Here is a 23,072-nt window from a genome sequence, read left to right as displayed (position 1 = left end):
AACCTCACGTCGGCGCCGCCGGACGCCAGGACCTCACGTCGGCGCCGCCGGATGCCGGGGCCTCAGGAGACCGAGGCGGGGAACCGTTCCCAGACGCGGTGGGCGGCCATCAGCCCGCGCACGCCGGCGAGGACCTCCGTGGCGGAGTCGCCTCGGACGACGCCCGGCGCGCCGGTGATCCCGGCGCGCTCCAGCACGGCCACGCCGGCGCCCCAGGCGCCGATCGCCTTGGCGTGCCGCCAGCACTCGTCGATCAGGAGCGTCACGCGCGGGTCCACCACGGCGGAGTCGGCGGCGCCCGCCTTGGCGTCGCGCGCGGGCACGGCGTCGGGCGCGGGCGCCGGCGCGGCGGCCAGCAGCAGCGCGTCGAACTCGATCGACCGCGCGGTGGCGAAGGTCCGCTGCACGGGCATGTCCCCCACCATGCCGCCGTGCGGGGCGATCAGGAGCGGCACCATGCCGGCGGCGAACACGGCCGCACGCAGCTCGCGCACACCGTCGAGGTCGGCGTCATCGTCGACGACGACGCCGACGATGCGGCCGTCGGCCGGCCACTCACCGCCCACCTGCGAGAGCGCGGGGCTGGGCGCCGTGTCGGCGAGCGGCAGCGCCGGCTCCGGCGCGGGCAGTCCCAGCCCGGTGGCGACCTCCTGGCAGAGGACCGGGTCGATGTTCGCCAGGCACTGGAGCTGGCGCTCCTTGATCGCCTGCTCGTAGCACTTGCCCAGCTCGAAGGTGTAGGCGCGGATGATGTGCTCCTTCTCCACCGGAGACATGCTCCGCCAGAACAGGCGCGTCTGGCTGTAGTGGTCGTCGAAGGACACGGGGTTGGCGCGGACCTTGCGCGCCTGGGCGACCTCGACCGGTGCGTCGACGAACGCGTTCTCGGCGTCACCGGCGACGAACGGGTTGCCGCCGTCGAGGGAGTTCGGCCGGTACGGCGCGACCCCGGCGTGTACGGCGTGCTGGTGGAAGCCGTCCCGCAGCATGTCGTTGACCGGGCAGCGGGGGCGGTTGACCGGGATCTGCGCGAAGTTCGGGCCGCCCAGCCGCGTGATCTGCGTGTCGAGGTAGGAGAACAGCCGCGTCTGCAGCAGTGGGTCGTTGGTGACGTCGATGCCCGGCGGCAGGTGGCCGACGTGGAAGGCGACCTGCTCGACCTCGGCGAAGAAGTTCGTCGGCGTCCGGTTGAGCGTCATCTTCCCGATCGGCTGCACCGGCGCGAGCTCCTCGGGCACGATCTTGGTCGGGTCGAGCAGGTCGATGCCCTCGAAGGTCTGGTCCGGGGTGTCGGGGAACACCTGGATGCCGAGCTCCCACTCGGGATGGGCGCCGGCCTCGATCGCGTCGTAGAGGTCGCGGCGGTGGAAGTCGGGGTCCATGCCGCCGAGCATCTGCGCCTCCTCCCAGGTCAGGGAGTGCACGCCGAGCTTGGGCTTCCAGTGGAACTTGACCAGCACCGTCTCCCCGGCGTCGTCGACCAGCCGGAAGGTGTGGACGCCGAAGCCCTCCATCATCCGGAAGGAGCGCGGGATCCCGCGGTCGGACATGTTCCACATCGTGTGGTGCTGCGCCTCGGTGTGCAGGGAGACGAAGTCCCAGAACGTGTCGTGCGCGCTCTGCGCCTGCGGGATCTCCCGGTCGGGGTGCGGCTTGCCGGCGTGGATGACGTCGGGGAACTTGATGCCGTCCTGGATGAAGAAGACCGGGATGTTGTTGGCGACGAGGTCGAAGGTGCCCTCGTCGGTGTAGAACTTCGTCGCGAAGCCGCGGGTGTCGCGGACCGTGTCGGCCGAGCCGCGCGAGCCGAGGACGGTGGAGAACCGCACGAAGACGTCGGTCTTCCGTCCCTTCTTGAGGAATCCGGCCCTGGTCACCGCCTCGGCGGTGCCGTAGGCCTCGAACACGCCGTGGGCGCCGGCGCCCCGGGCGTGGACGACGCGCTCGGGGATGCGCTCGTGGTCGAAGTGCGTGATCTTCTCGCGCAGGTGGTGGTCCTGCAGCAGGGTCGGACCGCGCTCTCCCGCCTTCAGCGAGTGGTCGGTGTCGCGCAGCCGCGCCCCCTGCGCGGTGGTGAGGTAGGCCCCCTGCTGGCCCTTGGCGGTGGCGGGCGCGCCGGTCTCCGCCCCGGTCGGCGTGACGGTCGCCGGAGCGCCCTGTTCCCTCTTCGGCGGCAGCGGGTCGCGCGGCGTCGTCGGCTCCTCGACGGTCGGCGGGGCACTCCCCGGCGAACCGGGGACATCCGGGGCCAGGGCGTCGGCCACCTTCTCGGCGGCGTTCTTCACGACATCCTTGACCGCCTTGGCGGGCTTGCTCGCGTCCATCCGGCGAATTCCTCCACGGAGTGTGTAAGACCAGGTCAGCGGCCTTACCCGTGGGTAGGGGGGCGAAACCTCCGATCGATCTTCCGGCCGGGCCGCCCCCTGAGACGGCCCGGCCGGTGTGGCGTCGGTCGCCGCCGGACGGAGGGTCAGGCGACGGTGCAGGAGGCGCCGTTGAGGGTGAAGGAGTCCGGCTTCGAGGTGTTGCCGGTGTGGCCGGCCTGGAAGCCGATGTCGGTCGTCGCCCCGGGGGCGAGCGCGCCGTTGTAGTCGACGTTGCGCGCGGTCACCCGGCCGCTGGAGGGCGAGTAGGTGGCGTTCCAGCCCGAGGTGATGGTCTGCCCGGAGGGCAGGGTGAACTCCAGCGACCAGCCGTTGAGCGCCGACGAGCCGGTGTTGGTGATGCTGATGCCGGCCGTGAAGCCGTTACCCCAGGAGTTCATCGTGTAGCTCACCCGGCACGCGCCGGTGCCGGTGGTCGGCGTCGAGGTGGGGGTCGAGGTCGGCGTCGATGTGGGCGTCACGGTGGGGGTGGCGGTGGGGGTCGCCGTCGAGCCGGCGTTGTTGAGGGCGTTGAGCACGGAGGTGTAGGCGGGCTTCTTGTTGCCGCTCGCGTCGAACAGCAGGGGGTTCTCCCCCGTGCGCCAGGAGTCGCTGTCGCGGATGCCCCATACCGTGATGCCGGTGCACCGGGAGACCGCCAGGCAGGCGCGCGTCACCGCGGCGTACACGTTGGCCTGGTTGGAACCCTGGGCCACGTCCAGCTCGGTGATCTGCACGTCCACCCCGAGGTCGGCGAAGCGCTGCAGGTTGGCCTGGTAGTCGCCCGGTATCGTGGTGCCCAGGTGGGACTGGAAGCCCACGCAGTCGATCGGCACGCCGCGGGCCTTGAAGTCACGCACCATGTTGTAGATGCCGGTGCTCTTGGCGTTGATCCCGTCGGTGTTGTAGTCGTTGTAGCAGAGCTTGGCCCCCGGGTCGGCGGCCCGCGCCGCCCGGAACGCGGCCTCGATCCAGTCGTTGCCGGTGCGCTGCAGGTTGGAGTCGCGCCGGCCGCCGGAGCCGCCGTCGGCGAACGCCTCGTTCACCACGTCCCACGAGTTGATCTTGCCGCGGAAGTGGGTGGCGACCTGGGTGACGTGGTTGATCGCGGCGTTGCGCAGCGCCGAGCCCGACAGGCTCTGCGCCCAGCGGGGCTGCTGGTTGTGCCACAGCAGGGTGTGGCCCCGGACCTTCATCCCCTGGCCCATCGCGTGGTTGACGAGCCGGTCGCCGCCGCTGTAGTTGAACTGGTTCTGGTTGGGCTCGGTCGCGTCCCACTTCATCTCGTTCTCGGCGACCACCGAGTTGAACTCCCGGTTCAGGATGCTCACGTAGGTGGAGTCGCCGAGCTTCCCACCCGCCACCGCGGCGCCGAAGAAGCGGCCGCTCTGCGCGGCCGCCGCGCCCAGCGTGGTGGCCGCGCCGGACGCCGAGGTCGGCAGCGCCAGCATGAGGCCGGCCCCCAGCACACCGGCGGCGGTGACGGCGGTCAACCGGCCGAAGCCGCCTGGGGCCCGTCGGCGGCCGCGGCCGGGAACGGTGTTTTCGAGCATGGCTGTCCCTTCGTCGGACATCGATCTGGAGAAATCGGATTGATCTTGAGGTGATCGGGTCGCGGCGCGCCCGTCGCCGGTCCGCCGGCGTGCCCCGGACGTGGACGGGCCCGCCCACGTCCCGGCGCGCGCGTCCGGCGTCCGGCAGGCGGGGTCCGCCCAGGCGGGCAGGCCCGGCGGCCACGGCGGGGACCGCACGTCAGGCTCCAGCGCGCGCGGTGGCCGTGGGGAGTCCCACCCGGGCTCCCCACGGCCGGTGCGCCCGGGACGGTCTCCCAGCCGGCCCCGGGCGGGATCCCGCGGCGCTTCGCGTCACGGGCGGGGTCGCGGCCCGCGAAGGAGGCGGCGGTGCCGCTATCGCTTGTTAGCGCTAACAAGTGACGACCTCCCGGGCCATACGACCACCGCGGGAAACGCGGCGGTGTCGCGGAGTACATCCGAAGGGCCGGGACGCGTCAACAAACCCCGTCCGCCCCGCACCGGCCGCCCCCGCTCTCCGCCCCTCCGGCCTGGCTCTTCACGAGACGACGGCGACACCGGGACGGCCCGGACCGGTGAAAATTTCACATGGGCCCGGCCGGTGAGCGTCATCGGCGGAAGACCGCGCGACGGTGATCAGAGCAGCGCGACGGTGATCAGAGCAGATCGCGTAGACGTTCGGGAATGAGACCCGCCTGCCGCACGATGGAGGCGAGTGCGCGGCGGCACGATCACCGTACGGATCCCGTCCTCTGCGAACCGGCTCGCGACGTCCGCCCCTGCCGGATGTCGCCCCGCCCCGGCACACCGGGAGACGGCGTCCGGGTGCGCGCGCCGTCCCGATCTTCTAGGGTTCGGCGAGCCAGACGGAAACGGTGAGGGGCGAGATGAGCGCGGACGACCGGATCGAGCAGGCCATGACGCTGTACGAGCGAGCGGTCTTCAAGGGCGACACCGATGCCGTGGCGGCGGCCGACCGGGAATTGGACGCGGTGGAGGCGGACCTCGCCCTCGCCCGGGGCCGTGTCGCGCACGCGCGGTTCCTCGGCGACGGACGCGAGGATCCTCAGGAACTGAGGCTGTTCGAGCGCGCCGCCGGCCTCTACCGGGCCCTCGGAGACGTACGCGGCGAGGCGGAGGCCCTGTTCTGGATGGGGTGCTTCCATCAGGTCGTACGGGATGACGACGCCGCGGCGGTCTCCCTGCTGGAGCGGTCGCACCGGGAAGCGGTGCGCGCCGATGACGCTCTGACCGCGTCCTACGCCCTCCGGCACCTGGGCATCGCGGATCAGATGGCGGGCCGCCCGAAGGCGGCGCGGGAACGCCTGGAGGAATCGACCCGGCTCCGCCGCGCAATCGGGTTCCTTCCCGGCGTCGCCGCCAACCTGGTCGGACTGGCCTACGTCAACGCCGCGGAAGGCCGCCGTGACGAGGCGCTGGGACTGCTCGACGAGGCCGGCGTGATCGCCGAGACCGTGGGCGCCCACGGCGTACTGCGCCAGATCCGGGAGGCACGGGGCCGGCTGTGAACGACCGTCCTCCACGAGCCGGCCGGGGCTGGAGGACGTCCCGCGCCGGCCGGTGATCCCCGCCCCGGGAGCAACGGGCGGAGGGGCGGGGGCGGGGAAGACCCGTGGGTCAGGAGGACGATCCGTCCCCCTGCGGGGGCCGCGGTGGCCCGTGAGACCAGAAGAGGCCATCCGTGTGATCACGGATGGCCTCTGATGCGGTGGGCGATACTGGGATCGAACCAGTGACCTCTTCGGTGTGAACCAATCAAGGGGCAGATCCGGCCAGTGTATGGACGTGTGGTTGCCCGTGCTGGCACGCCGTAGAGGGCTGCGAGAGTTCGCCGAGGTTCGCCACGGTTGTCACACAGTTAGTCACGCAAGCGAGAGGCTGGCTCGCCTCGCAGTCTGGGCAGTAAAGCTATACGAACCGCCAAAAAGTACCGGTAGGCGAAGATCTTTGCTCGAATGTCCCATATGAGGATCTCGCAAATTCATCGCCTACCGGCTAGCCTGTGCTATAGCTCGATGCCTAGCACGTGAACGATCGCTGCTACGGTGATGATCAGAGCTATCAGGGCGGCAGTTCGGTGCCAGCGGTCCAACGCATACCGAACTGTCCGCCCTGTTTCTGTTATAAGCCGGGATAACCAGCCTTCAGAGGGCTTCGCCACACTTACCTCCTTTCTGGTGAGATTTTTCTAGCGAAGCCTAGCCACGTCAAATCCTCCCCCTTTGCTCCAGGGCATTCAACCTAGAACCCAGGTGATGTTTTATTCACCGGCAGTGGATAAAACATACCCCCGATCACGAGATCGTCCCTGTCGAGCGCTATACATGTCGAGAGGTCGACATGCCAAAACAGACAAGGACCATCACATGACCCTTATGGGACAAAATGCAGACAACGGTTCCAAAGAAACCCCCGAAGGAGAATTCCTTTTAGCGATAGTAAGGCGAGCAAGAAATTGCACGTCAATACCGGATAAAATAAAAGATGCGCTGGCACAAACGAGCAAGAAAAGAGTGCGAGAGCTGAGCTGCACTCAAGATTCAAGAACTGTCACAATTCGGCGATATGATGCATATCGAGATGAAATAGAGAAAACCGTCAGTGTAGAAAGATCATTTCTCCGAGCTACGATAGATAAAAATGCAGACTCAGAAAAACCATTCAGAATCGAAAAGGTTCACTTTCAGCAGGCAGTGGAAAAAAAGATTGAGCAAGTCACTTCATTCTGGGAAGTGGAGGATAGGAATGATTGGATTAAATTCCCAATGTCGTTTATTTTCCTATCGGAAAACGACGCTCTTTCACTTCATGCACCCCTAATAGCACAACTCACGAATCAGGATCTGATACCCAAAGACGGCGACATCTCTTCGCGCATTCCAGATTTTTTGTTGTCATATTATGAAAGCATAGCGAGGGTGAATGGAGCGATCATACCCAAAGCCTACGAGCAGGAGGAAAGAAGCGTCGATGTTGGCCTGCTCAAAGCCATAGCTGCTGCTCAGCGAGGCGACGAGAGAGCACCCAAAAGCGCCACGAAAAACCTGGCACTTGAGCTCTACAAGCAGGGTGAAAAAAACATCAGAGCCATAAGCATGGCAACAGGACTGTCTAGGGATACGATATATATTTTGTTATATGCCGAAGGACTTAAAGACTTTCCTCTGTCTCACATCGTTTCGGAGTATCGAAGATCAATCTCCTCCGGAAGCTTTAAAGACGGATCTCCGGCGCCGACAGTCGATGAGATAACCAAGCGGTGGAATATATCGATCAAGGAGGCCAGAAAGGTGCTCCTAATCCTTCGGGCTGCTGGTCTCGTTCGGGCCACGTCGAAGGGAGAATCAGTTATAAATAACACCGAGTGAAGATCTGGCGCCGAGAGCTTCGCGTGAAGCTCTCGGCAACACAAGAGGACTACACCTCCTCGGCTAAGATCTCAGCCGTAATACTGATTGAAACACCTTCTTCATCCGCGACTGAGGCGTGGAAGTGAACGCCTTCTCCTCGACGAAGACCGCCCGGCCACGCCTCAGCGCTGATAGCGCGCCGCCATACCTCGAAGTCGTCTTGGCGCTGCACCGGATCGACCGCGATGCACTCCCCCACCAAAGTAGGGCCGGAACAGCCATCCGTGATCGTCCACGAGATGGCCGGAAGTCCGTCCGTAACCGCCTGCTCTAGGAGCCTTCCCAAAGCCGCATATGCCCGCCGCTGTGATCCACGCTGCTCATCAAGAGCCCTGTTCACGATGAACTCCTCCCTGTCCACACCAACCTCGCTCATGACAGGAGGCTCGCGTCCGGAAGCGTGATGGGCGCCTCGCCTCGCTCGTGGTCGTACATGCCGGCCAGGGCAGGTACGAACGCCTGAAGGTGCGCCTTCCACCGATCGCACAGCGCCGACCGCGCGGCGGAGTCGGTGTGGAGCAGGAACCGCAGGTGCCTTAGCCCGTGCATGAGCACGTCGATGTACCGGGGAATCGGTGCCTCGGTGGCTTCCACCGGGATGGGCTTGCCGACCGCGTCGGGCAGTGCGGGATTGATCGGCGCGGCGTCCGGCCACTGTTCGCGGGCCAGGTCTGAGCAGCCGACGACGGCCACGTACGTCAGAATGACGTCGCCGTCCTCCGCACGCCACGAGGTGGAGTGCAGGAGCGTCACGTCGGCCGATGCCGAGTGGTCCGCGAGGAGCGTTTCGACGGTGGTGTGCGGATCGCTGTCCTGGGCGATGGGACCTGAGCGCCATGCGTCGGCCCCGCTGATCAGCCAGAGTCCGACGGAGTCCGCCGTCACCGGCCAGACCTCTACGCGGACCCCTGCGCGGTCAGACATGTTCATCCTCCGATGTCTCTGCCTTCGGCCGGCCTACGCTCTTGGCCGTCTTGACCAACTGAGCCGCCCTCGCTTTGGACACTCCGATCCGGTCGGCGAGTCCGGCCAGCGACATGCGTTCGGTCTCGAAGATCCGAGCCGCCTGCTCAGCCCGCAGATCCGCAGAGGCTTCGTAAAGCTTCCGCAGGGTCTCTACCAGCTCTGTCGCCTGATGGAACGCCTGGTTGGGGTCGCCGATCTTTCGAATGGCACCCGCTGCCGCCTCGGAGTCGCGCTCAAGAGCCGCCAGGGCAGCGGCAACGGCCTTGGTCGCATCCTCCTCTGTCATGAGACCCAGCGTACGCCGCTTCGTCAAGGACCCCCTGCACAGATCGTGTAGCACCCCCTTGACGTTCGTGCAGGGGGCTCTGTACGGTCATCCGTGTAGCACCCCCTACACGAACGGGGCGGCCCTATCCGCCAAGACACGGGCCGCCCCTGACTCCCTCGCAGAAGGAGACACCTCATCATGACCCACCTCATCTCTGGAACCAACGGGTTCCGGGACCCCTGCCACTGCTGCGGCGGTGGCGGCTGGATGACATCCACCCAGCTGTGCGGCGTGTGCGAGGGCACCGGCCAGTGCGGAGCGCACCGATGAGCGCCCGCCCCATGACTTCGCCGCCGTTGAATCTGGCCGACGCTTTGAGCGTCCTGTTCGAGGTCGGCGAATGCCGCTATGACCGCGACCTGCATGCCGGTCCCGACCACCCCGAGGGCGAACAGGAGCGCGCCGCCCGTGTCCAGGTGGCCCGCGAGGTGTGCGGCCTGTGCCCGGTGCGGCCGCTGTGCCTGGCCTACGCGCTGACCGTCCGCCCCGCCACCGGCGTGTGGGCCGCCCGTACCGCTGAGGAGATCGGTCACCTGACCGGCACGCTCCCCAAACTGGCGGAGGTGGCCTGACCATGGGTCGCTACCAGTGCCCGCTGTGCTCGGGGCGCCACCGGAATGAGGACCTGCCGCGCTGCTCGGTCCACACCCTCGGCTACGACCACGTCTGCTCCGGCTGCCGCGCCGCGGCCACGCAGACCCCGTGCGGAGGTGGTCAGTGATGGCCCGCTTCTCCTGCACCGATTGCGGTTCCCGCTCCCACAGCCCGATCAGCTGTCGCCGCTGCGGCACCACCGCCGCCCGCCCGATCCCCCGCTGCCCCAGCCACGGCGCCCGCTGCACCGCCGCCTGCCGGATGTGCCGCACCCTCGCCCGTTCCGCGCCCTGACCCGAGGTGACCGCCATGACTTCGACCACCGACCTGGCCGCCTTCGCCGCAGTGTTCGCGGCCCTGTTCGCCGCCCGCTCCGTGGGCGACCACTGGGTGCAGACCCACCACCAGGCGTGCGCCAAGGGCGCCCCGACCGCCGCCGGGCGGCTGGCCTGCGCTGGCCACGTGCTCACCCTGACGGTCACCAAGGCCGCGTTCCTGCTCGCCGTCCAGCTCGTCACCGGCCTCCAGCTGGCCCTGGTCGCCGTGTACGTCGGCCTGGCCGTGGACGCCGCCTCGCACTACTGGGCCGACCGCCGCGTCACCCTCGCCGCGCTCGCCGAGCGCCTCGGTAAGGGCGGCTTCTACCGCCTGGGCACGCCCCGGCCCGGTACGGATGACGCCCCGCACCTGGGCACCGGCGCCTACGCCCTCGACCAGTCCTGGCACATCGGCTGGCTCTTCGTCACGGCCCTGATCATCACCGCCTGAGATTCCGAGGAGAACCGTCCGTCATGACCACCACGACACGGACTTCGTCCGTTCCGAGCTGGCCGCACCGCCCCCGCCGCGGCGACTGCTGAAGGAGGAACCTGCGATGATCGAGACCAGCCGCATCTACACCCACCGCGACGTCCTGACCATTGGCGTCGCCGAGGGCTGGGCGGATGCGCAGACCGACCCCACCAGGATCGACTGGGCTCCCCGCCAGGCCCGAGCCGTGATCCCCTTCGAGGTGGTCGACGGCCGCCCGGTCAACCCGTGCGAGAAGACCGGCATCCGCTACGGCCGCAACGAGCTGGGTCACTGGGGCGAGCAGGTCTGCGCCGACGCGATCGTGATCGCCACCGACGAGCACGGCCACCGGTGGCTGGTCATGGTCGAGCGTGGCGACGGCCACGGCTGGGCGCTGCCCGGCGGCACCGTGGAGGCCGGTGAGGCCCCGGCCGAGGCCGCGGTGCGCGAGCTGGCCGAGGAGACCGGCCTGTCCCTGGAGGCCGGCGCGCGCTGGCAGCCGCTCCCGCCCCGCTACGTGCCCGACCCCCGTGCCTCGGACGAGGCGTGGATGGTGACCGTCCCCGCCCGTTGCGACCTGGGCACCGTTGCCCGCGCTGACCTGCCCGCCGTGGCCGGGGCCGACGACGCCGCCCGCGCCGCGTGGGTACGCGCTGACAGCTACCCCGGCCTGACCGCGCACCTGGCCATGGCCTACGGCGGGCGCGTGTTCGCCGCGCACACGGACCTGTTGCGCGATGTCCTCGACCAGCCCGCTTCCCGCCCTATGGACAGTGGCAGGAGTCATCTCGCCGCCTCCGTGGGGATCTACGCGCCGCGTTCCGCGGAGATGCGCCTGACGACCCTGGCGGACGCTCCGAGTTCCGGTCTGCTGGTGCTGCACATCTCCAACGCCCCGGCCTGGTTCGCGCTGAACTCCACCGGGGCCGACATCGAGGCCGAGGCCGAGGCGATGGAGCGGCTGGCCGAGCTGGCCACCGAGGCCGCCGCCCGCCTGCGCGCGCCGAGCGCGGGCACCCGGGAGGTGACCTCATGATCAGCCCGATGTCGACGCCCGAGCACGAAAACGCCTCGCCCACCGTCCTGGCGGGACTGGCCACGCTGGCCGCGACCCTGGGGGACGCGGCCGGCCTGCCGGGCCTGCTGGTCTACGTCACCGACGCCTTCAGTGACAACGCCTGCGCCGAGGTCCGGCCGTGCGGTGCCCCGCTCCGAGTCGGCATCGCCGCTGACCTGCTGGCCGATGGACGCCAGATGTCCCTGTACGGCGCGCTCGCCCACGAGATCGCCCATCACGCGCTGGGGCACCCGGCAGGCTGGCTCGTTCCTGCTCTGGAGCGGATCACGATCTGGGCCATGGTCGCTGCCGGGGCGGCGACCTCGCTGGCCGCCCCGGCGTGGGTCGTCGCGGTGCTGGCCGTACTCGCGGTGGTGGCCTTCCTGGTCTCCGCCTGGCGACGGCGAGCCGATGAGTACGCCGCCGACGCGCATGCCGCGGCGCTGCTGGAGGCGGTGGGCCTGCCCGGCGCCGTCATCGTCGCCGCGTCCCTCGCCGATGAGATCACCGCCGAGCCCCGCTGGTACGCCCTGGGCGGCTGGCTGCTGGGCGGCCACCCCGCCACCGGTGCCCGGCTTCACCGCCTGTCCGACTCGATGCCCCTCCACCCGTTGGCCCCGAAGGCTTCTGGAGGTCCCCGATGACCGCCACGTTCCCGATCCCGATGCCCGACCCCGAACCCGGCGAGGTCGCCCGCGGCCTGGCCGACATCGAACGCCACCTGGCCGCGAAGGCGCCCACCACGCCGGTCCCTGCCCCGCGCTCGGCCCCAGCAACGTCCACGCTCCCGGAGGGCGAGACCCGGCGCGTGCAGCGACTGCGCGCAGAGGTGATCGAAGCTCACGCGCTGGCCGCACTCCAGGACGACGACGCTCCGCTTCTGCTGGACACCCCGCGCGTCCGCCGGCGTCGCAAGGCCGCCCGCGAGGCGGTCCGGCTGCACGAGCTGGGCCAGGACCCGGCCATGCGCGCCTGGCAAGCCGCCCGGATGCTGCGCCTCCTGGTGAGCGCCGCCATCGTGTCGCTGACCCTGGCACTGGCCTGGAGCACGGCCGGAGTGCAGCACTTCGCCGCCGAGGGCGCCACCCCCTGGTCACCGGCGTGGGTGTTCGCCTGGCTGGTCGAGCCGTTCATGAGCCTGGCCCTGCTGTTCGTCGTCGGCGCCCGCGCCTACCTCGCCACCCGTGGCCAGCCGATCGTCTCGCCCGTCCTGGGGCGGATCGAGAAGGTGTTCTTGGCCCTGACGTTCGGCATGAACGTCTGGCCGTACCTGCCGTGGTCCCTGCCGGAGGGCAAGGCATTCACCGTCGCCGGGATCGTGCTGCACGTCCTCGGTCCGATCATCGCCGTGGCCGTCGTCACCGCGCTGCCCATCGTCCTGAGCGCCTTCGCCGACCTGGATCATGGCCGCTCCGGTACGGGGGGTACTGCCCCGTCGTACAGGGACAACGGCGATGCTCGGTACACCTCGGCGGGTGCGGACATCGCCACGCTGGCCGATCGGATCCGGCATCTGATCGCCGCCGGGCAGCTGCCCGCCCACCCGGGCATCCACAAGATCCGCCAGACGCTGGGGTGCGGCACCGACACCGCACGCCGGGTCCAGGCGGCGCTGGGCGGGGGCGCGTGATGACCCGCCTGGTGCGGATCATCCGCCTGACCGGCTCCGCGCGGACCCGGCAGCAGGCCGATGTCTGGGAGCGGCTGCGCGGCGCCGTACGGGGAGCCCTGGCCGTGCTGATGCTGCTGCTCACCGCCGCTGACGCGTGGCTGACCGCGCTGCTGGGCCTGCCCCCGATCACACCGGTACTGCGCCGGCTGGCCGTTGTGATCGCCGACGAATGGCGCACGGCCGCGGCCGGCGCGATCGACGCCGACGTCATCGACTCTGACCAGGAGGTATGGCGATGAAACGCCGCACCATCACCGAGCTGTCCAGCATCGAATTCACCGGCTCCCTGGGCGCCGCGTTCCACGCCTACGGCCGAGCGCTGACCGGGCTGGCCCAGCGGTGGGGCACCGAACTGGAGATCGCCGCGGTGGACGCCGAGGCCGCGATGTCGAGCATGAAGGGCCACGTCCTGCTGTTCGGCCTGGACTCCAAGGTCCGCGCCCGCCGGGTGGCCAAGCGCCTGCAGCGCGCGCAAGAGCTGACCGCCGCCCTGGCCGAGCAGGGCGAGCACTTCCACCGCTCCTACCGCAAGCACTTCACGCCCACCGCCTGAAAGGGGAGATCGGTCATGGGCACTGGACAGACCCGGCTGGATGAGATCGCCAACATCGAGTTCCACGGCAAGGTCCCGGCCAAAATCGCCGCCTACAGCATCGCCACGCAGCAGTTCGCCCACGATCTGGTCCGCGAGCTCGACGTGGCCGAGTCCGCCGCCGAAACGGCGATGGCCCAGTTGAAGGGGCACCCGCTGCTGCTGGGGGTGGACGTCCGCGCCCGCGCCTGGCGGGTGGCCCGGCACCTGCGCCACGCACGTGAGGTCGTGCTCGGCATCTCGGCCGAGGCGGTCAAGTTCAACCTGCAGTTCCGCCAGGAGTTCGTGGAGGCACTGGAGGCACTGGAACAGCGCTCCGCCAAGCGCTCCGACTACAAGGGAAAGGTTGACCTGTGATGGCCCGCAAGACATCGTCTCCGTCCCTGCAGCTGGTGCAGGAGGCGACCATGGAGCGTCTGGCCGCCTCGGCGGTCTCCAAGCTCGGCGTCCTGGTCCCGCCGTGGGCCGTGCTCGGCACCGAGGCCGCCGCCGGCGCCCTCTCCCACGCCCTGTGGGGGCAGACGCCGGAGGTGACATGGGCCGCGGTCGGCTGCACCCTCGGCTCCACCGTGCTGACCAGCCTGACCTGGGCCATCACCCACCAGCGGCGCCTGATCGGCCGCCTGCACGCCACCATCACCACCGCCGCCGCCTCGGCGTGGTTCACCACGGCCACCATCACCGGCCTGGGCTCCCCCGTGGTGAACGGCGCGTTGTTCTTCGGCGGTGCCACGCTGGCCCTGTCGTGGAACATCCGCACCGTCATCCGCAACGCCGGTGGCGAGGGCGAGGCCGACGGCGGCGACGCGCTGGGGTCGCTGTTCGCCCGCGCTCGTGAGCAGGCCGGTCTCAAGGGCGCGAAGGTGCGCGCCACCGAGATCACGAGCCACAAGGTCAAGGGCCAGATGCAGCTACCCCCCGGGGAGAAGACCGCCGACGACGCCATCAAGGCCACCGGCCGCATCGAGTCGGGCATGCAGCTGCCGCCCGGCAGCGTGGTCGTAGCCCGCAACGACGACCGCGCCGACCACGCCCACATCACCGTCTCCGACCCGCGCGCGATCCGCCAGCCCATCGGCTGGCCCGGCCCCTCCCACCCGGGCGCCTCCATCGACAAACCCTTGCGGATCGGCGTCTACCAGGACGGCGACGAGGTGGAATACCACTTCGTCGGCCACCACCTGCAGATCATGGGCATGACCGGCTCCGGCAAGAGCATCGGCGGAGCGTGGAACATCATCGGGGAGATCATCACCCGGCACGACGCCGCGGTGTTCTCCATCGACATCAGCAAAGACGACCAGACCATGGGACCGCTGCGCGAGGGACTGCACCGGTTCGAGACCACCAAGGCCGGTGCGGTCGAGCTGATCCGCGCCATGCACAAGGCGATCCCCGAGCGCACCAAGTGGCTGGCCAGCCGCGGATACAGCAACTGGGAGCCCGGCTGCGGGCTGACCTACTGGTACCTGCACATCGAGGAGATCGCCAAGCTGGTGAGCGAGATCGGTGGCCAGGACGAGGAGTTGCTGGGAGAGATCCTCAAGGAGATCCGGTCCGCGGGCGGCAGCGTGATCCTGTCGCTGCAGCGCGCCGACTACACCCAGATCCCCACCATCTTCCGGTCCCAGATGGCCAAGATGTGCTTCGGCCTGAGCGATCCCGATGACGTCAAGTACGGCGTCTCCTCCCGTCAGCGCAAGGCCGACGTCGAGCCGCATGAGTGGGAGGACCACTACCCCGGCATGGCCTATCTCGACGGCAAGAGCATCCGCACCACCCACTACGCCATGCCGTTGCGCACCTTCAGCTGGGGCCGCAGCAGCCGCGAGGCGCGCGCGGCGATGACCGCGCACGCCGCCGCCTTCCCCGCCACGAGCAAGAAGGCCGACCCCTTCACCGCCGCCCTGGCCCGCCCCACCACGCAGGCACCGCCCGCCGTTCCGGCCCCGGCCGGCACCGGAGCGGTCCTCCCGCTGTCCGCCGCCCGTACGGCCCCGACCGCCCCGCATCACGAGCAGGAGGAGCAGGGGAACTTCACCGCCGCCTTCGCCGGGCTGCTGGGCGATGCCGCCGCGCTCATCATCGCCACCCAGCACGTCTCAACGGCCATGCTGCAGCGCAAGCTGCGCATCTCCAGGGAAGACTGCCTGCGCTTGGTGGAGGCCCTGGAGCGCAAGGGTGTCATCGGCCCGCCCGCACCCGGCAGCGACGACCGGACGGTCCTCATCGCCGCCGACGATCCCACCGTCCCGGACGTGATCGAGCACCTGCGCACCACCGGTGACCTCGTCACCGCCGCCCTGGCAGGCGTCGAAGACCCCGACCCAGCCCTGACCGCCGGCCCCGACGACACCGTCGCCGAGCCCACCGCGACCGAGGCCGAGTCCCTGCAGTCCGACGCCCCTGCGGTGAAGATGCACCCGGCCGAGGCCCGCCGGCTCCTGTATGCCTGGCTGCGTCACCGCCACCACAACGGAGCAGCGACCTTCACCGCCACCGACGAGGACCTGACCCAGGTCCGCGCCCAGACCGGCAACGGCCGCGCCTGGATCTACAAGGTCTTGTCCGACCTGACCGACCGCGGCGTCCTGGCCGCCCGCCAGTCCGGCAGCACCCGCACCTACACCATCACCGACCTGTCCCCGCTGGATCGCGAGGACTACGACCGCGCCGCCTGAGACCACCGGCCCGGGGCGCCCCTCGTGACACCCGGGGCGCCCGCCGCCCTCGTGCGGCTGCGCGTGGGACGGCGCGCACCAGCGCCGATGATCTTGTCACGCGCCTGTCACACCACTTGTCACGGGGCTGCCGTCACGGTGTCACACCACCGCTGACCTGTAACTCCCATCCCCAGCCCCTTTCCGTGACAGCCGACTTGTCACGCCCACACCTCACTTTCAAGGAGACATCCGCCATGCCCACTTTGATCACCGCCACCCACGCCCCCGCCGCGCCCCTCCCGGGGTCGGCGATGGGCCGCCGCGTCCGCGTTCTCGGCGACCTCTACCGCGGCCGCATCCCGGACGGCGCGGTCTACATCGGTCGCACCGCGCCCGGCCTCCCCGCGAGTCCGTACGCCAACCCCTTCACGGTCAAGCGGTACGGCCTGGCCGAAGCCCTGCGCCGCTGGGAGCGGTACCTGGACGACCACCCCGACCTGATCGCCCGCGCCCGCGCCGAGCTGACCGGGCGGGACGTGGCCTGCTGGTGCAAGCTGCCCGCGCCGGGCCGTCCGGACCTCTGCCACGGCGCGATCCTCCTCGACCGCCTGACCGAGGCCGCCAGCATCCCCGTCCACCGCCACCCGCACCGCGAGGGAGCACCCGCCATGCCGCACCCCGAGCAACTGCGCTACGCGCTGGCCGCCGCCGCTCGTGGCTGGCACGTCTTCCCCGTCGCCGTCGGCGACAAGCCGCCCGTCAAGGGCTTCACCGACTGGGAGGCCAAGGCCACCACCGACCCCGAGCGCATCCGGCGGACCTGGTCGCGGGCGCCGTACAACATCGGCATCGCCTGCGGTCCGTCCGGTCTGGTGGTGATCGACCTGGACACCCCAAAACCCGACGAGGACGGGCTTCGCCCGCCGCCCCCTTGGGACCTGCCGGGGGTGAGCGACGGCGCCGACGTGCTGGCCGTCATCTGCGAGCGCGCCGGCCAGCCACTGCCGCTGGAGACCTTCCAGGTCCGCACCCGCCGCGGTGGCACCCATCTGTACTTCGCCGCGCCGGACGGGGTCCGGCTGGGCAACACCGAGGGCGACAAGGGCAACGGCCTGGGCTGGCTGATCGACACCCGCGCCCATGGCGGCTACGTCCTCGGCCCCGGCAGCTACGTGAACCGGCCGGACGGCACCGGCGGCTATGAGGTGCTGCACAACGCGCCCCCGGCCCCGCTGCCCCCCTTCCTGTTCCAGCTGCTTGCACCCCCGCCCCGTCCGGCGCCGACACCGGTCCGGCTGAGCCTGCCCGACACCCGCCGGGGTGCCTACCTGCACGCGGCCATCACCCGGGAGCTTGACCGGGTGGCCGCCGCCCCGGAAGGCCAGCGCAACGGCACCCTCTACCTCGCCGCAATCGCCCTCGGCCAGCTGGTCGCCGGTGGCGCGCTCGGCGAGGCGGAGGTGACGGCCTTGCTGGAACAGGAGGGGGTCGATGCCGGGCTGAGCCGCGCCGAGACCCTGCGCACCATCGCCTCCGGCCTCAGAGCCGGTGCCAAGCGGCCCCGCACGGTGGCCGCATGACCACCCGATCGACGCACTTGAGGAGCTGAACCGATGTCTGAGCACACCATGCGCGGCGCGCTGCTGCTGGACGCCCTGCTGGCCGCGCTGACCCGCTACGTCATCCTGCCGAGCCCGGAGGCCGCCGACGCGGTCACCTTGTGGATCGCCGCCACCCACGCCCAACCGGCCTGGGCGCATGCGCCCCGCCTGGTGATCCGCGCTCCCGAGAAGCGGTGCGGCAAGTCCCGGCTGCTGGACGTGGTCGAGGCCACCTGCCACAACCCGTTCATCACCGTCAACAGCTCCAGCGCCGCGGTCTACCGGTCCATCAGCGACGACCCGCCGACCATGCTCGTGGATGAGGCCGACACCATCTTCGGGCCGAAGGCCGACGGCAACGAGGACCTGCGCGGCCTGCTGAACGCCGGACACCAGCGCAACCGCCCGGCCAAGCGCTACGACGCCAACGCCAACCGGGTGGAGTCCATCCCGACGTTCGCCATGGCCGCCCTCGCCGGGATCGGCGCCATGCCCGACACCATCGAGGACCGGGCCGTAGTGGTTCGGATGCGCCGGCGCGGTCCCGGTGAGACGGTCGCGCCGTACCGGCACCGGCGCGACCGGCCGCCGCTGCGCCAGCTGGCCGACGACCTGGCCGCCTGGCTGCGCGCCGCCCTGGCCACCTTGGAGCAGGCCGAACCCGCCATGCCGGTGGAGGACCGGGCCGCCGATACCTGGGAGCCCCTGGTGGCCGTGGCCGACCATGCCGCAGGGCACTGGCCCGAGCGCGCCCGCGCCGCCGTCCTGGCCCTGACCGCCGAGGCCGACGAGTCCGGCCAGCCCTCCCCGCGGATCCGGCTGCTGACCGACTGCCGCACGGCCTTCGGCACCGACACCGCCCTGCCCACCGCGACCCTGCTGGAACGGCTCAAGGCCGACCCCGAAGCACCTTGGGCCGACTACGGGCCGACCGGGCTGACCGCGATGCGGCTCGGCGCGATCCTGCGCGAGTACGACATCCGCTCGGCCAACATCCGCTTCCCCGACGGCACCCAGGCCAAGGGCTACCACCGCGCCGACTTCACCGACGCCTGGACGCGCTACTGCCCCGCCGTCGACCCCGTTCCGGAAGCCGATGTGCTCCCGTTCGCCAGGGGTAGCCGTCCCAGCCGTCCCAGCATCATCAGTGCAGGTCAGAGCGGGACGGCTCCGATCCCTGGGACGGCTTGAGCCGTCCCACCGAAAAAGCCGTCCCAGGCTTGAGCTGCGGAAATGAGTCTGGGACGGCTGGGACGGCTACCCCCCTCAGAAGTGACCCGACATCCCCGAAAACCCGGATCCACGCGCATCGCGGAGGAGAACCCCTGTCATGACCACCATGGCGCCGGACGGTGTCCGGCTCGACGACCTCAGGCTCTACCGGGTGAAAGACGCCATGACCATGCTCGGCCTCGGCAAGACCGTCATCTTCGAGCAGATCAGGGCCGGCCGTCTCCGCTCGGTCAAGCAGGGTCGAGCCCGTCTCATCTCGGCAACCGCCATCCGCGACTACATCTCCCTCCTGGAGAAGGAAGCAGAGGAAAGCACCCGATGACCAAGCGACGTAGCCGCGGTGACGGCGGACTGCACTGGGACGAGAAGCGGCAGCGCTGGATCGCCACCGCCAGTCTCGGCTACGCCCCGGACGGCAAGAGGATCACCAAGCGCGCCAGCGGCAAGACCAAGACCGAGGCCAAGGCGAAGCTCAAGGAGATCCTGAGAGACCACGAGGACGGGCTGTCCAGCACCGGCAACGGCGGCACCGTGGCCGACGCGGTGCGCGACTGGCTGGCCTACGGGCTCAACGGCCGCGACCCGGCCACGGTCGAGAACCGCACCATCCTGGCCAACGCGCACGTGATCCCGGCCCTCGGCGCCCGGAAGCTCCGTGAGCTGTCCGCCGATGACGTGGACCGCTGGCTGGCCGCCAAGTCCAAAGAGGTCAGCACCCGGACCCTTCGGGACCTCCGTTCCATCCTCAAGCGGGCCATAGACCGCGCCCAGGCCCGCGACAAGGTCAAGCGGAACGTGGTCATGCTCTGCGAGGTCCCGAAGGGGAAGGACGGCCGCCCGTCGAAGTCGCTCACCCTGGATCAGGCGGAAGCCCTGCTGAGAGCCGCCGAGAGCACGAGCCTGTACGCCTACATCGTGTTGTCGCTGCTGATCGGGGCGCGGACCGAGGAACTGCGCGCCCTCACCTGGTCGCACGTTGACCTTGACGGCAAGCCGGCCGCCGACCCGCCCGTGCCGCCCTCCGTGATGCTGTGGCGCTCCGTACGGGCCAGCGGGGACACCAAGACCCGGAAGTCCCGGCGGACCCTGGCTATGCCCGAGCGATGCGTAGAAGCCCTGCGACGGCATCGGGAGCGCCAGGCGGTCGCCCGTGAGAAGGCGGGCGCCGGCTGGCAGGATCAGGATCTCGTGTTCTGCACGCGGTACGGCACCGCGCTGGACGCGGGCAACGTCCGCCGGGCCTTCCGGACCGTGGCCCAGAAGGCGGGTCTGGCCGCGGACGAGTGGGTCCCCCGGGAGATGCGGCACAGCTTCGTGTCGCTGCTGTCCGACAGCGGGGTGCCTCTGGAGAACATCTCGCGCCTGGTGGGTCACAGGAACACGACCGTGACCGAGACGGTCTATCGCAAGCAGCTCCGGCCGGTGCTGCTGGAGGGCGCCGAGGCCATGGATCGCATCTTCCCGAGGGCCAGCGACGGGGCGTAGTCACTCAGTTAGTCACGCAGAAGATCAAAAAGGCCGCTTCCCGTTTGGGAAGCGGCCTCTGAGCTGGTGGGCGATACTGGGATCGAACCAGTGACCTCTTCGGTGTGAACGAAGCGCTCTCCCGCTGAGCTAATCGCCCGCCCTGTCCGGCGTCTTGCGGTGCCGACGTGGAAAACCATACAGCACTCCCGGCGTTCTGGCGAAGCGCGCCCCGGGCCGCGGGACGCCCGCGAGGGCGACACGATGACGGCCCAAAGATCGGAGGATGCGTCCACCGGGGGGCTACGGTGTCATAGCATCGACCTAGTCCGAACAAGCACTGAACCAGCCCAGGCTGACCCCCTATGCCCGAGACGCCCTGCCCGGGGAGTCGACGGTGACCAAAACGATACGCAAAACCCTTGTAAATATGGCCCTGTTGGAGATGTTTAGCCAGGTAGAGGCCCAAATGTCGCGCTGTGATGTGTGTTACAGAAGGGCCTGGAGGCGGAATCTTTCCTACAGGTTTCTTTGTTCCGCGTCATAGCTCGGGACACAGTCCGCCAGAGCAGTGAAAGCCCCGCAGAGGGGACCTACGACGAAAAAGGTTTGGCTGACGATGAACAGCTCCACCGTCTCCGCCGAGCTTGGCCTTCGGCTTGTGGTCCCCGACCGTACCACCGTCCCCCTGCTCGCCGGTCTCAGCTACACGGCCGATGACCCGTACGCGATCAGAATGGCATTCCATGTGGGAAACGACGAACCGGTCGAGTGGATCTTCGCCCGCGAGTTGCTGACCGTGGGCATCGTACGGCGCGTCGGCGACGGCGACGTCCAGGTGTGGCCCGCGCGCGCCGACGGCGAGCGCACCCTGCACATCAGCCTCACGTCCCCGTTCGGGCAGGCCCTGTTCGAGGTGCCGCTGGCTCCGCTGACGGAGTTCCTGCACCGCACCTACGAACTCGTGCCGGCCGGCCGGGAGACCGACTTCATGGACCTCGACGCAGAGCTCAGCAACATGCTCTGGAGCTCCTGAGCCTCCTCATCCGGCGCAACCCCGCGCCCGCCACGACGACGGCGGGCGCGCCCGGACCCGCGTACGGAACACGGCGTGGATCCGGGTCCCCGCGCACGGCGCACGGTTTCGACCCGGGTCCCGCGTACGGCGAGCGCCCTCGATCCCGGTCTTCGTGTACGGCGAGCGCCTCCGACCCGGGCCCCGCGTACGGCGAGCGGCTTCCATAATGGGGCAAAGGCCGCCGACGTGATGGGAACCCCGTGCGATCGACCGTGGTGCCAATCCTGACCGCCCTGCTGCTCGCCGCGGGATGCGCCGCCGGCCCCGAACCCGCGGGGCGTCCGGAGACCACGGACACCGGGGGATCCCGGGCCGCTCCGCCGGCGCGGACCCCGAGCGGACCGGCGTCCGAGGACGTCTCGCGCAGCCCCAACGTCACCCACGTGGCCAATGTCCCGCCCGCGGCGCCGTTCGACGGCCCCGACTCCTGGGGAACCGACCTCGCCTTCGAGGGGAACCACGCGTTCGTCGGCAACTACGAGGGCTTCACCGTGTACGACATCGCGGACCCCGGAAAGCCCGCGGTGCTCAGCCGGGTGCTGTGCCCCGGCGCGCAGAACGACGTGTCCGTGCACGGGAACCTGCTGTTCCTGTCGGTCGACTCCCCCCGGCGCGGGGCGCGGTGCGACACCGACCGGGGCGCGGCCCGGCTCGCCGAGGGGTGGGAGGGCATCCGGATCTTCGACATCACCGACAGGGCCCGTCCCGTCTTCGTCTCGGCGGTCCGCACCGACTGCGGTTCCCACACCCACACCCTCGTGCCCGGCGACGACCCGCGGACCGTGTACCTCTACGTCTCCTCCCCCGGCCCCGAGCCGGACTCCCGGACCTGTCCCGCACCGCACGACAGGTTCTCGGTGGTGAAGGTCCCGGTCGGGAAGCCGGCGGCGGCCAGGGTGGTCGCGCGGCCCCGGATCTCCGGCGCCGAGGACGTCGATCACCCCGCGGGCTGCCACGACATCACGGTCTACCCGGAGAAGGACCTGGCGGCGGCGGCCTGCTTCGGCGACGGATTCCTGCTGGACATCTCCGACCGCGTCCGTCCCAAGGTGCTCCAGCGGGTGCGCGACGAGAAGCATTTCGCGCTGTGGCATTCGGCCACCTTCTCCGGCGACGCCCGGAAGGTGGTCTTCGGCGACGAGCTGGGCGGCGGCACCGTCGCCACCTGCGACGCCGGCACCCCGGCGAACCGCGGGGCGAGCGCGGTGTACGACGTCGTCGGCGGCCGGACCCTCCGGCTGCGCTCCTACTTCAAGATCCCCCGCGAGCAGCGGCCCGGGGAGAACTGCGTCGCGCACAACGGGTCGCTGCTGCCGGTCCCCGGCCGGGACGTCATGGTCCAGTCGTGGTACCAGGGCGGGGTGTCGATCTGGGACTTCACCGACGCGGCGCGTCCGAAGGAGATCGGCTTCTTCGAGCGCGGCCCCCTCGAAGACGGCCGGGCGGGCGGCTCGTGGTCGGCCTACTACTACAACGGCCACATCTACTCCAGCGACATGACCCGGGGCCTGGACGTGCTCCGTGTCGACGACCCGCTGACCGACCCGGCGAAGAAGGTCAGGCTGGAGGAGCTGAACGCCCAGACCCAGGTGTCCTACGCGGACTGACCGGACGGCCCCGGGGGGGGGGGGGGGGCGGGGGGGGGGGGGGGCGGGCGCGGCGGGCAGGGGTGGGTGAATGAAACGCCAAGATCAATACAAAAATTC

Annotated in this window: 24 protein-coding genes and 1 tRNA gene; 19 read left to right on the top strand and 6 right to left on the bottom strand. The window is 69.7% G+C overall.

Annotation, left to right across the window (positions count from 1 at the left end; genetic code table 11):
- Window positions 1-62: 62 nt before the first annotated feature.
- Both AB0D67_RS14560 and AB0D67_RS14555 read right to left on the bottom strand, forming a co-directional pair.
- Window positions 63-2,324, bottom strand: a complete 2,262-nt coding sequence (locus tag AB0D67_RS14560) for a catalase (RefSeq protein WP_362934190.1) — start codon at window positions 2,322-2,324, stop codon at window positions 63-65.
- A 146-nt stretch (window positions 2,325-2,470) separates the two neighbouring features.
- Window positions 2,471-3,916 (bottom strand): endo-1,4-beta-xylanase, encoded by a 1,446-nt coding sequence (locus tag AB0D67_RS14555; RefSeq protein ID WP_362934187.1) that lies wholly within the window; start codon window positions 3,914-3,916, stop codon window positions 2,471-2,473.
- 866 nt (window positions 3,917-4,782) lie between these two features.
- Between AB0D67_RS14555 and AB0D67_RS14550 the strand changes: the two genes are divergently transcribed.
- Both AB0D67_RS14550 and AB0D67_RS14545 read left to right on the top strand, forming a co-directional pair.
- Entirely contained in the window at window positions 4,783-5,424 is a 642-nt protein-coding gene (locus tag AB0D67_RS14550; protein ID WP_362934184.1) for a hypothetical protein, read from the top strand.
- An 858-nt stretch (window positions 5,425-6,282) separates the two neighbouring features.
- Window positions 6,283-7,284: a hypothetical protein gene (locus tag AB0D67_RS14545; RefSeq protein WP_362934181.1), complete on the top strand. Its 1,002-nt coding sequence runs from the start codon at window positions 6,283-6,285 to the stop codon at window positions 7,282-7,284.
- Between the two features lie 49 nt (window positions 7,285-7,333).
- Here AB0D67_RS14545 and AB0D67_RS14540 read toward each other — a convergent pair whose 3' ends face one another.
- From AB0D67_RS14540 to AB0D67_RS14530, 3 genes are read right to left on the bottom strand one after another with little or no spacing between them, the layout of a single operon-like run.
- Window positions 7,334-7,702, bottom strand: coding sequence for a hypothetical protein (locus tag AB0D67_RS14540; RefSeq protein WP_362934178.1), 369 nt, complete (start codon window positions 7,700-7,702; stop codon window positions 7,334-7,336).
- Entirely contained in the window at window positions 7,699-8,250 is a 552-nt protein-coding gene (locus AB0D67_RS14535; RefSeq protein WP_362934175.1) for a hypothetical protein, read from the bottom strand. Before AB0D67_RS14535 ends, AB0D67_RS14540 begins: the two co-directional genes overlap by 4 nt.
- Window positions 8,243-8,578, bottom strand: a complete 336-nt coding sequence (locus tag AB0D67_RS14530) for a hypothetical protein (RefSeq protein WP_362934172.1) — start codon at window positions 8,576-8,578, stop codon at window positions 8,243-8,245. The genes AB0D67_RS14535 and AB0D67_RS14530 overlap by 8 nt, the downstream gene beginning before the upstream one ends.
- A gap of 180 nt (window positions 8,579-8,758) precedes the next feature.
- On the opposite strand from AB0D67_RS14530, the gene AB0D67_RS14525 reads away from it, so the two are divergent.
- From AB0D67_RS14525 to AB0D67_RS14455, 15 genes are all read left to right on the top strand, one after another.
- Complete coding sequence (locus tag AB0D67_RS14525) at window positions 8,759-8,890, top strand: hypothetical protein (protein WP_362934169.1); 132 nt, start codon at window positions 8,759-8,761, stop codon at window positions 8,888-8,890.
- Complete coding sequence (locus AB0D67_RS14520) at window positions 8,887-9,192, top strand: WhiB family transcriptional regulator (protein WP_362934166.1); 306 nt, start codon at window positions 8,887-8,889, stop codon at window positions 9,190-9,192. Before AB0D67_RS14525 ends, AB0D67_RS14520 begins: the two co-directional genes overlap by 4 nt.
- Window positions 9,193-9,194: 2 nt before the next feature.
- The gene (locus tag AB0D67_RS14515) at window positions 9,195-9,341 is read left to right on the top strand and encodes a hypothetical protein (RefSeq protein WP_362934163.1); all 147 of its coding nucleotides are present in this window, start codon (window positions 9,195-9,197) and stop codon (window positions 9,339-9,341) included.
- 182 nt (window positions 9,342-9,523) lie between these two features.
- Window positions 9,524-9,982, top strand: coding sequence for a transcriptional regulator (locus AB0D67_RS14510; protein ID WP_362934160.1), 459 nt, complete (start codon window positions 9,524-9,526; stop codon window positions 9,980-9,982).
- Between the two features lie 106 nt (window positions 9,983-10,088).
- Window positions 10,089-11,042 carry an NUDIX domain-containing protein gene (locus tag AB0D67_RS14505; protein WP_362934157.1) on the top strand — a complete coding sequence of 318 codons (954 nt, stop codon included), beginning with the start codon at window positions 10,089-10,091 and terminating at the stop codon, window positions 11,040-11,042.
- Window positions 11,039-11,707: a M48 family metalloprotease gene (locus AB0D67_RS14500; RefSeq protein WP_362934154.1), complete on the top strand. Its 669-nt coding sequence runs from the start codon at window positions 11,039-11,041 to the stop codon at window positions 11,705-11,707. Before AB0D67_RS14505 ends, AB0D67_RS14500 begins: the two co-directional genes overlap by 4 nt.
- A complete protein-coding gene (locus tag AB0D67_RS14495) occupies window positions 11,704-12,693 on the top strand; it encodes a hypothetical protein (RefSeq protein WP_362934151.1) in 990 nt (329 codons plus the stop codon). The genes AB0D67_RS14500 and AB0D67_RS14495 overlap by 4 nt, the downstream gene beginning before the upstream one ends.
- Window positions 12,693-12,974, top strand: coding sequence for a hypothetical protein (locus AB0D67_RS14490; RefSeq protein WP_362934149.1), 282 nt, complete (start codon window positions 12,693-12,695; stop codon window positions 12,972-12,974). Before AB0D67_RS14495 ends, AB0D67_RS14490 begins: the two co-directional genes overlap by 1 nt.
- Window positions 12,971-13,288 carry a hypothetical protein gene (locus AB0D67_RS14485; RefSeq protein ID WP_362934146.1) on the top strand — a complete coding sequence of 106 codons (318 nt, stop codon included), beginning with the start codon at window positions 12,971-12,973 and terminating at the stop codon, window positions 13,286-13,288. The genes AB0D67_RS14490 and AB0D67_RS14485 overlap by 4 nt, the downstream gene beginning before the upstream one ends.
- 15 nt (window positions 13,289-13,303) lie before the next feature.
- Window positions 13,304-13,684 (top strand): hypothetical protein, encoded by a 381-nt coding sequence (locus tag AB0D67_RS14480; RefSeq protein WP_362934143.1) that lies wholly within the window; start codon window positions 13,304-13,306, stop codon window positions 13,682-13,684.
- Window positions 13,684-16,008, top strand: coding sequence for a DNA translocase FtsK (locus AB0D67_RS14475; RefSeq protein WP_362934140.1), 2,325 nt, complete (start codon window positions 13,684-13,686; stop codon window positions 16,006-16,008). Before AB0D67_RS14480 ends, AB0D67_RS14475 begins: the two co-directional genes overlap by 1 nt.
- A gap of 236 nt (window positions 16,009-16,244) precedes the next feature.
- Complete coding sequence (locus tag AB0D67_RS14470) at window positions 16,245-17,570, top strand: bifunctional DNA primase/polymerase (RefSeq protein WP_362934137.1); 1,326 nt, start codon at window positions 16,245-16,247, stop codon at window positions 17,568-17,570.
- Window positions 17,571-17,603: 33 nt separating this feature from the next.
- On the top strand, window positions 17,604-18,782 hold the full coding sequence (locus AB0D67_RS14465; protein ID WP_362934134.1) for a DUF3631 domain-containing protein: 1,179 nt from the start codon (window positions 17,604-17,606) through the stop codon (window positions 18,780-18,782).
- Window positions 18,783-18,921: 139 nt separating this feature from the next.
- Window positions 18,922-19,146 (top strand): helix-turn-helix domain-containing protein, encoded by a 225-nt coding sequence (locus AB0D67_RS14460; protein ID WP_362934131.1) that lies wholly within the window; start codon window positions 18,922-18,924, stop codon window positions 19,144-19,146.
- On the top strand, window positions 19,143-20,309 hold the full coding sequence (locus AB0D67_RS14455; protein WP_362934128.1) for a site-specific integrase: 1,167 nt from the start codon (window positions 19,143-19,145) through the stop codon (window positions 20,307-20,309). The genes AB0D67_RS14460 and AB0D67_RS14455 overlap by 4 nt, the downstream gene beginning before the upstream one ends.
- 64 nt (window positions 20,310-20,373) lie before the next feature.
- Here AB0D67_RS14455 and AB0D67_RS14450 read toward each other — a convergent pair.
- Window positions 20,374-20,448: transfer RNA gene (locus tag AB0D67_RS14450), tRNA-Val, on the bottom strand.
- A gap of 459 nt (window positions 20,449-20,907) precedes the next feature.
- Between AB0D67_RS14450 and AB0D67_RS14445 the strand changes: the two genes are divergently transcribed.
- Together AB0D67_RS14445 and AB0D67_RS14440 are read left to right on the top strand one after the other, a co-directional pair.
- Window positions 20,908-21,324, top strand: coding sequence for an SsgA family sporulation/cell division regulator (locus AB0D67_RS14445; RefSeq protein WP_089210725.1), 417 nt, complete (start codon window positions 20,908-20,910; stop codon window positions 21,322-21,324).
- Window positions 21,325-21,581: 257 nt separating this feature from the next.
- Window positions 21,582-22,973 (top strand): hypothetical protein, encoded by a 1,392-nt coding sequence (locus tag AB0D67_RS14440; RefSeq protein ID WP_362934125.1) that lies wholly within the window; start codon window positions 21,582-21,584, stop codon window positions 22,971-22,973.
- Window positions 22,974-23,072 lie beyond the last annotated feature (99 nt).

The organism is Streptosporangium sp. NPDC048047, from assembly GCF_040653115.1.
Classification (GTDB): Bacteria; Actinomycetota; Actinomycetes; order Streptosporangiales; family Streptosporangiaceae; genus Streptosporangium.
Note: the sequence above shows the minus strand (reverse complement) of the source record. Positions and strands in the feature narration are given on the sequence as shown.